We start from the raw sequence: 14228 nt of genomic DNA, 5'->3' as shown, positions 1-14228 counted from the left end.
TATGACCTAGATAAGTGGCGTGGGGCAGGAATGCCTAACCGTGAGGTTAGGAAGCCCGCGCTGTACCCGTAGGGTCAGCGTCGGGAGGATGTCACCCATCGGCTATTTGCTCACCTCTGCCCTGCTCAGTTCTCCTCCGGAATACACCTCGCAGGACTGTTCTCATTGTGGCTACCGGGTGAAGAAGACGCTGTCCACTCTCCCCAAAGAACTCCGTCCCGCTGACGCGAACGAAAGAGGGAACGCCTGGGGAGGTGAGCACCGCTGCCGTGGAGGCGAGACCTGATATGGTAAGTGCTGTCGCAGAACCAGGAACCAGAATCCCCTGCCTAAAGGCAGGGGAGTATGTCAAAAATCAGCACTCAAGCTAAAAAGCCACGCCCTCCGGCTGAGGCCAAGGTAGCCTGACAGTGGAACCAACCCTTTTCCCGGATTCTCTATGAAGCCGCTACGGACGTTCAAGGTCACTCCCTACCTGCCTACTCCGCTGGAAAGTCTGCGCTTGCTGGCTTACAACCTGCATTTTAGTTGGAACGTAGAAACCCGCAGCCTATTCCGGCGCATGGATCCGGATCTGTGGGATGCCTGCAGCCACAACCCGGTGGCTTTTCTAGGTCGGATTCGGCAGGAACGGCTGGATGAGTTGGCGGAGGATCCCGGCTTTTTGGCCCATTTGGAACGGGCCAGCCAACAACTGCAGAGCTACCTGCAGGAGGACACTTGGTATCGCAAGTATCGTTCGGCCCAAGCGGTGGAAGGGGAGTGCTACGCCTATTTTTCGGCAGAGTTTGGTTTGGCGGATTGTCTACCCCTCTACTCAGGCGGCTTGGGGGTTTTGGCCGGGGATCACCTCAAGGCGGCCAGCGATCTGGGCTTGCCCTTGGTGGGCGTGGGCTTGCTCTACCAAAAGGGCTATTTTCGCCAGTACCTCAACCCCGACGGTTGGCAGCAGGAACGCTACCCAATTAACGATTTCTTTAACATGCCCCTGGAGCTGCAAAAGGATGCGGAGGGTCAAGAAATTCGGATTGAGGTGGATTATCCCAACCGCAAGGTGTTCGCCCGCATTTGGAAGGTGACGGTGGGGAGGGTGCCCCTCTATCTTCTGGACACCAACATCGAGCCCAACAGCCAGTACGACCAAGACATCACCGATGAGCTGTACGGTGGCGACCAAGATCTGCGCATCCACCAGGAGATCATGCTGGGGATCGGCGGCGTGCGGGCTTTGCGCGCCCTTGGCATCCATCCCACCGTCTACCACATGAACGAAGGGCACTCGGCCTTTTTGGCAGTAGAGCGGATTCGCCTGTTGATGGTGGAGCAGGGGCTGAGCTTTGAAGAGGCCTGGCAGGTGGCCAAGTCCAGCCAGATGTTTACCACCCACACGCCGGTACCTGCCGGGATCGACCTATTCCCGCCCGACAAAATCGATTACTACCTCGGCTTCTACTACAGCCAGATGGGCCTGAGCCGGGAGCGCTTTTTGGCTTTGGGACGGGAAAATACTGGCGACTTCCAATCTCCCTTCAGCATGGCAGTGCTGGCCATCAACATGGCCTCTTTTGTCAACGGTGTGAGCAAGCTGCATGGGGCGGTTTCCCGCAAGATGTTCAGCCGGCTGTGGCCTGGGATCCCGCTGGAAGAAGTGCCGATTACTTCCATCACCAACGGGGTACATGTCCGCACCTGGGTGGGGGAAGAGAACCAAGCCCTCTACGACCGCTACCTGGGGCCGGATTGGGCAGAGGCTCCCCCTTCGGATCCCCTCTGGCAGAAGGTGGATCGGATCCCGGATGGGGAACTGTGGCGGGCCCACGAGCGCAGCCGCTCCCGCCTGATTAACTTTACCCGCGAGCGCTTGATGGAACAGCTCCAGAAACGGGCTGCCTCAGCGGCTGAGATCCAACGGGCCTCTGAGGCCCTCAACCCCGAGGTGCTCACCATTGGGTTTGCCCGCCGCTTTGCCACCTACAAGCGGGCCACCCTTTTGTTCCACAACCTGGAACGGCTCAAGGCTTTGCTCAACCATCCTCAGTACCCGATGCAGTTTATCTTTGCCGGCAAGGCCCACCCCCGCGACATACCCGGCAAAGAGCTGATCCGCCAGATCGTGCAGGTGTCGCGGCAGCCGGAGTTTCGCCAGCGCTTGGTTTTCATTGAGGACTACGACATGTATGTCACCAGCTTGATGGTGGCCGGGGTGGATGTGTGGCTGAACAACCCCTTGCGCCCCCGGGAGGCCAGCGGCACCAGTGGCATGAAGGCGGCAGCCAACGGTGGACAGAACCTCAGTATTTTGGACGGCTGGTGGGACGAGGCTGACTATTACCAGACCGGCTGGCCCATTGGCCGCGGTGAGGAGTATGAGGATCGCGCCTATCAAGATGAGGTGGAGTCGAATGCCCTCTACGACTTGCTGGAACAGGAGGTTGCCCCTCTCTTTTATCAGCGCGGCAGCGATGGCCTACCCCACCAGTGGATCCAGCGCATGAAGCAGGCGATTCGCCTCAATTGCCCCCAGTTCAGCACGCAGCGCATGGTGCTGGAGTACGTCCAGCGAGCCTACATTCCCCTGAGCAACTACTTCGACCGCATGCGCCGTGACCACTTTGAGTCGGCCCGCCAGTTCGTTCGTTGGCAGAGCCACTTGCAGGAGCACTGGTACAACATCCAAGTTCTCAACGTCCAAATTGAAACCCCGAAGAAAGCTCCCGCTGCTGGCCTTGCCTTGGCACAAGATGACCAGGTGGTGATGGCCAGGGATCCCCTCACCGTGACGGTGGAAGTGCGGCTGGGATCCCTGCAACCTCAGGATGTGATTGTGCAAGCTTATCAGGGGCCGGTCAAGGATGATGGCCAGATTCAGAAAGGACAGGCAATCTCCCTGCGCTATGTGGAGACGCTGGAGGATCGGGCCATCTTTTCCGGCCAGATTTGCTATGAGGCCAGCGGCTTGCAAGGGTTAGCCATCCGCTTGCTGCCCTTTCACCCCGATATGCACGATCCCTATGAGCTGCGGTTGATGCTCTGGGCGTGACATACTCCCATCACTGACCCTACGGGTACAGTGTGGGCTTCTCGCTTCATCGGGGAGCCTACGCAAGAACCCTCTGCGAGCAGACACGGGATGTCCCACCGCGTAGCTGCACCAGATTCCGGCAAAGCCGTTTTGTGCAACTACTCTCATCATACACCATGTGGGGGTATCTGTATCCCGACACTGACGCTACGGGTACAGTGCGGGGCTTAGCTACCCCCACACCCCCACAAGCTAAAGGGTTGGGAGGAGCACGGGGATCCCCTTTCTACTCTTGATCCAAGTGAGCTACGGGAGCTTTTTGGGCTTGAGCTGTTCGGCGTTTTTCGCTGCCAAATCGGGCAGAATCAGAGAGAAGCTCGCGAGCAGATTAAAAAAACAGGATACGCTCGTAACAGCGGTGCAGAGCAGTATGTTCAGAGCCCACGACTCTGCCGGCTTGCGCGTTTTGATTGCAGTTGCCCTGTTGCTGGGGAGCATGGCGAGTTGGCGGCAGGATCGCCTTTTGGCAGTGATGGGTCTGGCAGGTGCAGCGGCCATTTCTGCCTTCACCCGTCCGGCCATCTTGGCCTACAACCGTGGTCGAGAACGGTGGCTGAACCGGGATTTGCCGGGGGCTATTGAACAGCTCAGCTTGGCTCTGCAACGGGATCCCTGCCTGGCCAACGCCTACATTTTGCGGGGAGAAGCCTACTTTGCCCTCGGCCAAGTTCCCCAGGCCCTGGAGGATTTCGGCCAGGCGATCCGGTTGGCCCCGCGGCGACCAGAACCCTATTTTTATCGCGGGCTGATTCGTCAATCTCAGGGGGATCTCCAGGGAGCAACGGCGGAGTTTGCTGAGCTGGTGCGCCTACACCCCAACGTCCCCCACCACCTCAGCTTGGCCAACCTGCTCATGCAACAGGGATCCCTGCCTTTGGCCCTAGCTCATCTGGATGAAGCCATTCGCTTGGATCCCACCTCAGCACTTGCCTATTCCCAGCGAGCCCGTTTGCACAGCTACCTGGGCACCTGGGAGGCGGCTTTGGCCGATTGGTCGCAGGCTATTGACTGGGATCCCAGCCCAGCCCACTACTACCAGCGGGGGGTGACCTACGCCTGTGGTGATTACTTTGACGAGGCCATTGCCGACCTCAGCCGCAGCTTAGAAAGAGAACCCCAACAGCCCAACGTCCTCTACATCAGGGGCAACCTTCTCTATGCGCTGGGGGAGATCAAAGCTGCTTTGGACGACTACGAGCGGGCCTTTCGCCTGGAAGCGGATATGAACCAGATTGACCTCTCCGACGAGTATGGGTTGTACGGACGAGGGCTGGCCTACTGGAATATGGGAGATAAAGCAACAGCTTTTTCGGATTTGCAAGCAGCTCTGCAGGTCAGCCGCCAACATCACAACCTGGCCTTGGAGCAGCGGGTACGCCGGTCTCTGCTGCAACTGAGCGATCCCGATTCTGCCTAGCGGAATTGACGTTAACTAGCTATTCCTTAGTAGGTGCTTTGCCTGACGCTGCGACTCCACGACGCTGCTGCTGAGGCCCAGATCCTGAATCGCCTGCAGCGGCTGACAGAGTTTTCTGTTCCTGAAGCAGCGGGGGGCTGAGGCCAAAGCAGTAGCCGACATTGCGCACTGTGTGGATCAAGCTGGGCTGGCGCGGATCCCGTTCCAGCTTTTTGCGCAACGAGAGGATATGGGTATCGACGGTGCGAGGGTTATCGGTGGAATCCGGCCATGCTCGCTCTAGTAGCTCTAGACGAGAGACGGGATCCCCGTCCGCCTGCACCAGCACCATCAGCAGGCTAAACTCCTGGGGCGTGAGGTCGATCCCTTCCCCAGCCAAGGCGACGCGCCGTTGCACCAGGTCAATTTTGAGATCCCCGTACTGCAGAAAGGTGGGAGGAATATGCCGCTGTCGTCGCCGAGCCAAGGCTAGAAGGTGGGCATCCAGCAGTTGCATACTAAAGGGCTTGGTGAGGTAATCGTCCGCTCCTGCTTCTAGGCCGGCAATAATGTCCGCTTCGGATCCCCGGTGGGAGAGTAGCAAAATCAGCAGATCGTACTGGCGATGGGCCCACCGGCACAATTGCAGCCCGCCGCGGTTGGACAGCTCCGCATCCAAAATCAGCAGGTGAATGGGCTGCTGTTGCAGCAGGGTCTTTGCCTGGCGAAGGGTCTCTGCTGCCCAAACTTGGTGTCCGGCCTGTTGCAAATGCCAACACAGCAAGCTGCGCAGATGAGGGTTGCCTTCTGCCAGCAAGATGTGCAAGGGTTGCATGGCTGTTCGGTTGGGATCCCGCCCACATCATAGTGCTCCGCACCGCTACCGCGACAGTGCTATGCCTCCGGCACCCTACCGGGAACCGCACCGCTGTCGTTGTAGATAGCGAGTCACCTTGGACTCCGTCCCGCTAGCGCGAACGGGCAATGCTGTTCGCCTAAGGACTCCGTCCCGCTAACGCGATTGGCAGCGCACGGCGTTGTAGACTGACAATCTCTACCAAGACCAAAGGGCTCTGCACTGCTGACGCGATGGCCGATTCTCTCCCCCCCATTTCCGAGCGCAAACAGGATCACCTGGACATTGTTCTGCAGCAGGATGTGGCTGCCAAAGGGATCCGCACCGGCTTTGAGCGGTTTTTCTTTGAGCATGTGGCGCTGCCGGAGCTGCTGTTGCCGGAGATCGACCTAAGCTGCGAATTCTTGGGAAAACGCCTACAGGCACCCCTGCTCATCAGCAGCATGACGGGGGGAACAGAGGCTGCCCATGAGCTAAACCGACAACTGGCCGCCGCTGCCCAACAGTTGGGTATTGCCATGGGGGTGGGATCCCAGCGGGCAGCCTTGGAACATCCAGAGCTAGCCCGGACTTACCAGGTGCGCCAAGTGGCCCCGAATATTCTGCTGCTGGCCAACCTGGGTGCCGTTCAGCTCAACTACGGCTATGGGTTGGAGCAGGCGCGACGGGCGGTGGAGATGATCGAGGCGGATGCGCTGATTCTGCACCTCAATCCTCTCCAGGAGGCGGTTCAGCCCCAAGGGGATCCCGACTGGCGTGGATTGTATGGCCGCATCGAACGGTTGGTGGCGCAGTTACCGGTGCCGGTGGTGGTGAAGGAAGTGGGCAATGGCCTCAGTGCCAAAGTAGCCCAGCAGCTGGCCGAATGCGGCGTGGCAGCCCTGGATGTGGCGGGGGCGGGCGGCACCAGTTGGAGCGAGGTGGAGGCCCATCGCCAAACAGATGCTCTCAAAAAACGCATTGCCCACAGCTTCAGGGACTGGGGGATCCCAACGGCTTTGTCCCTGCTGGAAATTCGTCGCCTGCTGCCGGACTTACCCCTGGTGGCCAGCGGCGGCATCCGCAATGGCATCGACGCGGCCAAAGCTATCCGTCTGGGAGCCGATGTGGTGGGTATGGCCGCCCCCGCTTTACACGCCGTCTCCCAAGGACAGATGCAGGCAGTGGTGGACACCTTTCGCGCCGTGATCGAGGAGCTGCGCATTGTTGCCTTTTGCACTGGATCGGCCAACTTGGCTCGGCTGCGACAAGCTACCCTGCGGCGGCAGGATACTTGGGATCCCTTGCCCTAAACTCCAAGCACTTGCCACAAACTGAGGGTCAATACCAGAGCCCCCAGATGATAGGGCCACTGTATGCTTTGTCGAGATGCTTTGTCGAGATGCTTTGTCGAGCTATTTTGCCGGTCAGCACCCAGGAGAGAACCAGAGCCAAGATAGCGTGGATCCCTGGAAAAACCGAATCACCGCCCGGTAAACCTGCCAGAGATAGAAAGAAGGGATCCCGGCTGGGAGAAAGTTGCTCAGGTTACCAGCAGCACCTAACCTGCCTCCATCTGGACGGTCAAGGCAAGTGCAATTGTCGGCTAATCCGCACCATCGGCCCCAGTCCCAGTCCCGTTGGGTTCAAAGCCTGCATCTCAAACAAGGCCAGAATGTGGCGCACTTGCAGCTCTGGGCGCGTAGAATTCACCCCCATCGCCACCACCAAGCCGCAATAGCCACCCGTATCGCGGCAACGCCGCTCCCAGCGCTTGCGAGCCATGGAGTGGACGGGATCATCTTCGGGAAACTCCCCAAACAGGTGCAGGTCACGATTGCCCGTTTGCACAATTTCCAGGTCGTAGCGATCGCCATCGAAGGGATCCACCCCTGTGTTGAAACAAACGCCTTGCGGCCCACCTTCCCCACGCAAATTCTCGATGAGCTGCTTTGCTTTTGATCGAGAGGTGCGCACAATCACCACCGGCAGCCCTTCTCCATTTTTCACCAGCTTGCTTTGGGGGAGGGGATGCCATTGCCCCGTGCGCCGCAGCATTTCCACCGTTGTCCACGGCAAGACCCCCAGACCTATCTGCGCCCCTTCCGGCACCAAATCATCCCGCAGCAGGGTTTGGGCAGGTTCTTCCTCCTCCCCTTCCAGCTCCAGCAGCTCTTCAGCCACGTCCGGCAGAGTGCGCACCTGCACCGAAAGGGTTGCTCCCTTCTCTTGGGGGTTGGGAATGCGGTACCGACCTTGATAGGAGCGAAAGTCATCTTCCAGCTTGCGGTGGTACTGCTTGAAGAAGCGATGCAAGGCTTCCAGGGCCACCGATAAGACCGCTGCCTCGTCCTCCTGCAAAGTCACGCGCAAGCCTTCCAGGGGGTGAATGGTGCCAAAGTTCGGCTCAACTTCCTCAGGATCCAAATCTGCCAAGTCCAGATCCGGCAGTTCGTTAAGTTCAGGATTGCGAGCTTGGAATGTGAGATAGAGACAATCTTGTCTGAGGAAGGCTTCCTCCATCTCTTCGGGAGTATCCGGCTGGCCCGCATCCTGGCGAAACTGTTTGAGGGAGGGCAGCGAGCGATAGAAAAGTACCCCATACTCCATGCCCAACCGCCCCATCACCGAGACATAAAGGGTTTGGATATCCCAGTGATTTAGGTCGATCGCCAGGATTTGGTGATCCTCTAGGTAATCCCAGGGAGCATCTCGCCAGAGGGTAAGGGCTTTGCCGGCCAGCAACTCAACATAGTGTTCCGGCAGAGGGGGAGGGATCCGTTCGTTGGCCTCTTCAAAGCTCTGCAGGATCTCATCGATTAGAGGCAATTCCGGCTGGCATTCCACCTTAATGTCCAGCTGGTGCAGAATGCCGCGCAAGAAAAATTGCACCTCTCGATCCCGCACGATGATCTTCTGGGGGCGAGCAGGTGAGGCAGCATGGGGCCGCTCCATGGCCACAATCAAGGTTCGCACCATCGGCTCAAAGCCAGAATCGGCGGGCACCACTTCCATGGCCCGTACCACGCCCTGAACGCCATCTACCCAAAGAATGCACTCCCCTTCCGTTTGGGATCCCACGGGTGGCGATCCTGAGAGCTTGTGACGATCCCCTTCCCACACGGAGGGCACCTGGGGCAGCTTTTGCAATCGACGAACCGTAGCGGCTGGGAGACCGGACATAGACATCCAAGGAGAATCAGGAGAACAACCCAATCGGCTGAGTAGGTATGCCAAACTGAGCAGGGATCGGCCTTGGCCTCCTGTCAACAAGACCCAGGGATCCCGCTAATGCCAATCTAACCACCAGTGTAGAAGCTGAGTTCGGCTTCAGCGAGAGGAGACAGCAGAGCCAAGTTCCATGGCACCAGAAGCTGATGGTCAGATTCGAACTGACGACCGCTCGATTACAAGTCGAGTGCTCTACCAACTGAGCTACACCAGCAATTTCTGCTCACCGATTCTAGCATTTGTCCCCTGCGAACTGGGGCTCGCAGGGAAGGACGCCCAGCCGACTTCACGAGTCAGCTACTGCTGATCCACTGCCGGGCGAGCAATGGGAGCTAGGTAGATCACCAAAGCCCCTGCCAGAAACCCCAAGACGTTGCGCAAGACCGGGATCCAATCCTGAGTACGTGTGACCACCGGGCCGATACCGAAAGCCCCGAACAAAATGAACCACAGGGGAGAAATGAGCAAGGCCCAACGCCAGTTAAACAGCTCCTCCGCATGGCGGGGCTTGCCGGCAAACCCAAGGACAATCCCCCCCAAAATCGAGGTCACCAGCGTCAGGATCCACTGCTCTTGAGGCAGGCCGGGCACCACACGGCAGCCCCCCTGATGAAAGCAGCGATCCAAGACATCAACGGTCTCTAAGATGGCGCGGTGGGTGCCGTGCTCCCGCACATAGAATTGGTTGCCAAAGCGAGATTGCAGCTCAATCCAAAAGGTACGTGGCAAGATCTCGCGCACAGCATCCCCCACATTAAACGCCAGTAAGTTGCCCCCCCTGGGATCCGCCACCATCAGAACGCTGCGCTCATTCAAGCCCCAGTATTCCTTCACCTGACGACCCGGTGTTTGGTCGAACTGAGTCAGCACCCGCAGCTTCCAGCCGGTGTCTTGCTCTAACTTGTTCAGATGCTGGGCCAGTTGAGCTTCCTGATTGCTGGTCAACTGATCCGCTAAGTCCAAGACCGGCACAGGCGGCTGGGGCAACTCCATCGGCACCACCGGCAGGGCAGGTTGCGCCCAGGTCAGGGATCCCCCACCCACCGCAATCAACAGCCCAAGGCAAAAGCCCACCCCAACGCGGAGTATCCGCTGCCACTCGATGCTCATGCTGATCCCTCTCCTAGCTTTGACGCTGAGATACTGAGAAATGATGTTAAGAAATGTTTCAATTTCTTATAGATCTATCATGCACCGGAACAAGACGTTTGGCCAGAGGGATCCCGGGGAAGGAGCGGTGACAGGGGCAGTGCCTATATCAAGCTGGGGCTGAAGGTGCCGGCAGGGTCAAATTGCTGCTTCAGCTTGCGCATTAGGCTGGCAACCGGGCCAAAGTCATGGGCAAGAGCCCTCTTCAGAGCCGGCGGCGCCTCCAGAAGCAGGAGAAATCCGCCTGCGGACTTGAGGTAGCGTTGCAGTTGCATCAGGGATCCCACTTCTGGCTGAACCAGCCAAGCCCGCCCTAGCCCACAGCCTCGGTGCAGTTGCACCTGAGCCCCAGGGAATAGGGTTTGAAACTGCTCCAATGTTGCCAGGCTCTGATTGGGCAGGCACCCGAACTTGGCCAGCACCGCCCCTGAGCCGGGTTGAGGCAGGGGCAGAGAGTCGGGATTCACTTCCTGCAAAGTCAGCCCTGCAGGGGCCAGCCGCCGCGTTTGGGCCATCTGTTGGGCGATTGCTCGCTCCGATCCATGAAAGCTGAGCCAAACTTGGGATCCCTCTGCCCTTAGCCAGAGATCCACCCCCACAGGGTTAACCGGGCCGGTCAGCACCTGCTGACACAGGACCTCCAGCTCCGGCAAAGATCCTATGGCCAGCAAAGTAGACTGAGCTGCCGGCAAGGGGTAAAGCCGTAGGCTCACCTGGGTCAAAATTCCTAGGCTGCCCAAGGATCCGGTGAACAGCTTCATCAGGTCATAGCCAGCAACATTCTTGACAACCCGCCCGCCCGCTTTGGCCACCTCCCCATCCGCCCGCACCCAGGCTATGCCCAGCAGCAAGTCGCGGATCCCGCCGTAACGCCAGCGCAGAGAACCCGTATCGGCAGTGGCGATAATGCCCCCCAGGGTAGCCCGCTCCGGATAGAGGGGATCCACCGGCCACCATTGCCCCCGCTCGGCCAAGATGTGTTGCAGTTCCGCCAAAGTCATGCCAGCTTCCACCGTGACGGTGAGATCAGCAGCCGCATGGTCGATGAGCCGGCGTAAGCCGCGCGTGCTGAGAACCAAATCCACCGGCTCCACAGAGTGGGCCCAGCCCCACTTGCTCCCCTGCCCCAGCGGCAGCACTTTCCGCCCTTGGCACTCCTTTAAGATTCCGGCCAATTCCGAGACCGTTGATGGAGTCTGGATCGGCAAGGGATCCCCTGGATCAGATAGCAAGGTCGCCAGTGAATGGGGAGAAGACATTGGGGAAAGCGAAGCAGAGATTAAACAGAAGCAGAGATTAAAGAGAGAAAACCTGTCCAAACCACCCCAATTTCCAGGGTTATCCCACCCTACCTCAGTCTGCGGGCAACAAGAACCTCTGTTTGGAGAGATGGCCCTCAACCAGAGCCAGCCTTCAATGTGGTACCGCCCTTACACAGGTCTGCCGAAAATCTCGGAACCAAAGCTCCGCCTCGTCACTGCTCACCCTGAAAGATCCTGAAGAGATCCATAAGTCTACACAACTTTCTTTCCCCCGCGAACTAGTATTTGATAGCCGTGGGAAGTCCGTGCACAGCGGATCGGGCTCCATAGGCAAAAATTTTGTAAGCCCTGTAAGCAATGTAAGCAAAAACAAAAAACGGCAACAGTAGAAAACGTAGTCTGCAAACGCTGTGGGCGGATTGTCTGCTAGGGTAGATGCTCTCTGTATTGGGGAAAAGCAGTCGTGAGTGCGATTAGCAACATCATCTTGGTGGGTATGGGGATCCTCCTGACCCTTGCCAGCCTTTGGTACGGGCAAAACCACCATCTGCTTCCCGAATCTGCTGCCGAATCAGCCCCCTTGTTCGACAGCCTCTTTAACAGCACCATAACCATTGCCACAGGGATCTTTTTGGTGGTACAGGGTGTACTTCTCTACTGTATTGTCCGCTACCGCAAGCGGCGAGGCGACAAAGGCGACGGGGATCCCAGCCACGGCAATGTGCTGCTGGAGATCGTGTGGACGGCGGTGCCGGCGGTGATCATTCTTTGGTTAGGCTTGGCCAGCTTGGATGTTTACCAGGCCATCTACGGGGGTGCTGATGTCGGCGGGCACATCCACGCAGCCATGGCGATGGAGTCTTCCCACGAAGCTGAGGCGGGAGATCCCGGCTACGCTTATACCCCTGTAGTGCTACCCGGGAAGGAAATGGGCCAGCCGGATCTGGTCGTCCAAGTGCAGGGCATGCAATATGCTTGGATGTTCACCTACCCGGATTCCGGCCTGGTGGCCAGCGAGCTGCACCTTCCTCTAAACAAGCGGGTGCGCTTGGATATGACGTCTCTGGATGTGAACCATGCCTTCTGGGTGCCGCAGTTTCGCCTCAAGCAGGATGTCATCCCGGGCCGAGAGACCCACCTGGAGTTTGTGCCTACCCAACTGGGGCAGTACCCCATCATCTGCGCAGAGCTGTGCGGCCCCTATCATGGGGTGATGGCAGGGCAATTGTTTGTGGATACGCCGGAAGACTTCGAGCGCTGGCAGCAGGAGCAAGTTTTGGCCGCCCGTGGCGAGGGCAGCACCTTGGCCCTCGTTTCAGATTTCTCGCCAGTCCATCCCTCTCCTCGGCCAGGCTCCCCTGAGGCCGAGTCTGCCTTTGCCCATGTCCACCACCAGCGTTTGGGCGTCTCCCCCTCAGATTTGAAGTCTCTCCAGTCCCATTCTGGATCCCTTCCTTCTGCAGGCTAGCTGGGATCCCCAACATCCCTTTGGCCTGCGCTTTTGAGAACACCATTCCGCCGACGCGACACGGGAGCTTTTTGGCAATGACCCAGCTACAAGACAATCCGAGACTTGTTACTGCACCGAAGGTTGAACTGGAACTTCCTGCTGAGCCTTGGTGGCGCTTCTTTACTTTTTCCACCGATCACAAGGTCATCGGGATCCAGTACTTGGTGACCACCTTTTTCTTCTACTTAGTGGGAGGGGCGCTGGCGACGGCAGTAAGGGCAGAGCTGGCTACCCCGGAGGCGGACTTTCTCGGCTTTGAGCGGTACAACGGCGCCTTTACCCTGCACGCCACGATCATGATCTTCTTGTGGATCGTGCCGGCGCTGACAGGGGGCTTTGGCAACTACCTAGTACCGCTGATGATCGGGGCGCGGGATATGGCCTTCCCCAAGCTGAATGCAGTGGCCTTTTGGCTGGTTCCGCCCACAGGGATCCTGCTTTTGGCCAGCCTGTTCATAGAGGCTCCGGCTGCCGGCTGGACTTCCTACCCCCCCCTCAGCTTGATCAGCGGCAAAGTGGGGGAAGAACTCTGGATCCTGAGCATTTTGTTGGCAGGAACCTCTTCCATCCTGGCAGCCGTGAACTTCATCACCACCATTCTGAAGATGCGCATGCCCGGCATGAAGATGGAAGACATGCCCCTGTTTTGTTGGGCCATGCTGGCAGCATCTATTCTTACCCTCATTGCAACACCGGTTTTGGCCGGTGCATTGATTTTGCTTAGCTTTGACCTCTTGGCAGGCACGGCCTTTTTTAACCCCAGCGGCGGCGGGGATCCGGTGGTCTACCAGCACATGTTCTGGTTCTACTCCCACCCGGCGGTTTACATCATGATCTTGCCGGTCTTTGGCATGATCTCGGAGATTTTGCCGGTGCATGCCCGCAAGCCCATCTTTGCCTACAAGGCCATCGCCTACTCCAGCTTGGCCATCTGCTTTTTGGGGTTGATCGTCTGGGCTCACCACATGTTCACCAGCGGCACCCCTGACTGGATGCGGGTGTTCTTCATGATCGCCACCATGGCCATTGCCGTTCCCACTGGGATCAAGGTGTTTAGCTGGCTGGCCACTTTGTGGGGCGGCAAGATCCACTTCCGCTCGGCCATGCTGTTTGGCATGGGTTTTGTCTCGATGTTCGTGATCGGCGGCTTGAGCGGGATTATCCTCGCCTCGGTGCCTCTGGATATCCACGTTCACGACACCTACTTTGTGGTGGCCCACCTACACTACGTGTTGTTTGGCGGCAGCGTCTTTGGGATCTATGCCGGCATCTACCACTGGTTCCCCAAGATGACGGGGCGGCTGCTGAACGAGTTTTGGGGGCGGGTGCACTTTGTGTTGACCTTTGTCGGCCTTAACATGTGCTTCTTGCCGATGCACAAGCTGGGCCTGATGGGGATGCCCCGCCGGGTGGCCCAGTACGATCCCCAATTTGCCGACCTCAACTGGATCAGCTCGGTGGGGGCCTTTGTTCTGGCCATTTCCACCCTGCCCTTTTTGGTTAACGCCATCTACTCCTGGGTGGCCGGGCCCAAGGCGGGAGACAACCCCTGGCAGGCTCTCACCCTGGAGTGGACGACTGCTTCGCCGCCGCCTGCCCACAACTTCTATGGGGATCCCATTCTGCTAACTGGCCCCTACGACTACGGCTTGCACAGCAAGGAGACGCTGGACTACTTTGCTGCTCAGTTGCAAACCTTGCGGGAGCTGGCGCTGGCAGAAGCGGAGCCTACCTCTTCCTAGCAGGTCGGTTGCCCGGTGGGT

At 58.5% G+C, this 14228-nt stretch carries 9 protein-coding genes and 1 tRNA gene; 5 read left to right on the top strand and 5 right to left on the bottom strand.

What is annotated here, in order from left to right; genetic code table 11:
* Nucleotides 1-439: 439 nt before the first annotated feature.
* A complete protein-coding gene (gene glgP, locus ACVWZ1_RS04630; RefSeq protein WP_457502655.1) occupies nt 440-3040 on the top strand; it encodes an alpha-glucan family phosphorylase in 2601 nt (866 codons plus the stop codon).
* Between the two features lie 412 nt (nt 3041-3452).
* On the top strand, nt 3453-4499 hold the full coding sequence (locus tag ACVWZ1_RS04625; RefSeq protein ID WP_457502654.1) for a tetratricopeptide repeat protein: 1047 nt from the start codon (nt 3453-3455) through the stop codon (nt 4497-4499).
* A gap of 19 nt (nt 4500-4518) precedes the next feature.
* On the opposite strand, the gene ACVWZ1_RS04620 is transcribed toward ACVWZ1_RS04625, so the two are convergent.
* Nucleotides 4519-5313, bottom strand: coding sequence for a response regulator transcription factor (locus ACVWZ1_RS04620; protein ID WP_457502652.1), 795 nt, complete (start codon nt 5311-5313; stop codon nt 4519-4521).
* 254 nt (nt 5314-5567) lie between these two features.
* Between ACVWZ1_RS04620 and fni the strand changes: the two genes are divergently transcribed.
* On the top strand, nt 5568-6626 hold the full coding sequence (gene fni / locus ACVWZ1_RS04615; RefSeq protein WP_414390743.1) for a type 2 isopentenyl-diphosphate Delta-isomerase: 1059 nt from the start codon (nt 5568-5570) through the stop codon (nt 6624-6626).
* A 271-nt stretch (nt 6627-6897) separates the two neighbouring features.
* Here fni and ACVWZ1_RS04610 read toward each other — a convergent pair whose 3' ends face one another.
* The 4 genes from ACVWZ1_RS04610 to ACVWZ1_RS04595 form a co-directional block, all read right to left on the bottom strand.
* Nucleotides 6898-8496 (bottom strand): DUF6930 domain-containing protein, encoded by a 1599-nt coding sequence (locus ACVWZ1_RS04610; RefSeq protein ID WP_414409180.1) that lies wholly within the window; start codon nt 8494-8496, stop codon nt 6898-6900.
* Between the two features lie 189 nt (nt 8497-8685).
* A tRNA-Thr gene (locus ACVWZ1_RS04605) sits at nt 8686-8758 on the bottom strand.
* 83 nt (nt 8759-8841) lie between these two features.
* Entirely contained in the window at nt 8842-9654 is an 813-nt protein-coding gene (locus ACVWZ1_RS04600; protein WP_457395259.1) for a TPM domain-containing protein, read from the bottom strand.
* A gap of 143 nt (nt 9655-9797) precedes the next feature.
* A complete protein-coding gene (locus ACVWZ1_RS04595) occupies nt 9798-10901 on the bottom strand; it encodes an FAD-binding oxidoreductase (protein WP_457502651.1) in 1104 nt (367 codons plus the stop codon).
* 517 nt (nt 10902-11418) lie between these two features.
* Between ACVWZ1_RS04595 and ACVWZ1_RS04590 the strand changes: the two genes are divergently transcribed.
* Both ACVWZ1_RS04590 and ctaD read left to right on the top strand, forming a co-directional pair.
* Complete coding sequence (locus tag ACVWZ1_RS04590) at nt 11419-12423, top strand: cytochrome c oxidase subunit II (RefSeq protein ID WP_457502649.1); 1005 nt, start codon at nt 11419-11421, stop codon at nt 12421-12423.
* A gap of 77 nt (nt 12424-12500) precedes the next feature.
* On the top strand, nt 12501-14207 hold the full coding sequence (gene ctaD / locus ACVWZ1_RS04585; RefSeq protein ID WP_457502648.1) for a cytochrome c oxidase subunit I: 1707 nt from the start codon (nt 12501-12503) through the stop codon (nt 14205-14207).
* Nucleotides 14208-14228 lie beyond the last annotated feature (21 nt).

The sequence above is a fragment of the Thermostichus sp. MS-CIW-25 genome (genome assembly GCF_054060015.1).
This window is presented reverse-complemented; position numbering and strand designations above follow the sequence as displayed.

What these genes read in the sequence shown, in the direction of transcription:
- ACVWZ1_RS04610 (WP_414409180.1), bottom strand. Translation starts at nt 8,496, where the DNA reads ATGTCCGGTCTCCCAGCCGCTACGGTTCGTCGATTGCAAAAGCTGCCC.
- ACVWZ1_RS04625 (WP_457502654.1), top strand. Translation starts at nt 3,453, where the DNA reads ATGTTCAGAGCCCACGACTCTGCCGGCTTGCGCGTTTTGATTGCAGTT.
- glgP (WP_457502655.1), top strand. Translation starts at nt 440, where the DNA reads ATGAAGCCGCTACGGACGTTCAAGGTCACTCCCTACCTGCCTACTCCG.
- ctaD (WP_457502648.1), top strand. Translation starts at nt 12,501, where the DNA reads ATGACCCAGCTACAAGACAATCCGAGACTTGTTACTGCACCGAAGGTT.
- ACVWZ1_RS04600 (WP_457395259.1), bottom strand. Translation starts at nt 9,654, where the DNA reads ATGAGCATCGAGTGGCAGCGGATACTCCGCGTTGGGGTGGGCTTTTGC.
- fni (WP_414390743.1), top strand. Translation starts at nt 5,568, where the DNA reads ATGGCCGATTCTCTCCCCCCCATTTCCGAGCGCAAACAGGATCACCTG.
- ACVWZ1_RS04620 (WP_457502652.1), bottom strand. Translation starts at nt 5,313, where the DNA reads ATGCAACCCTTGCACATCTTGCTGGCAGAAGGCAACCCTCATCTGCGC.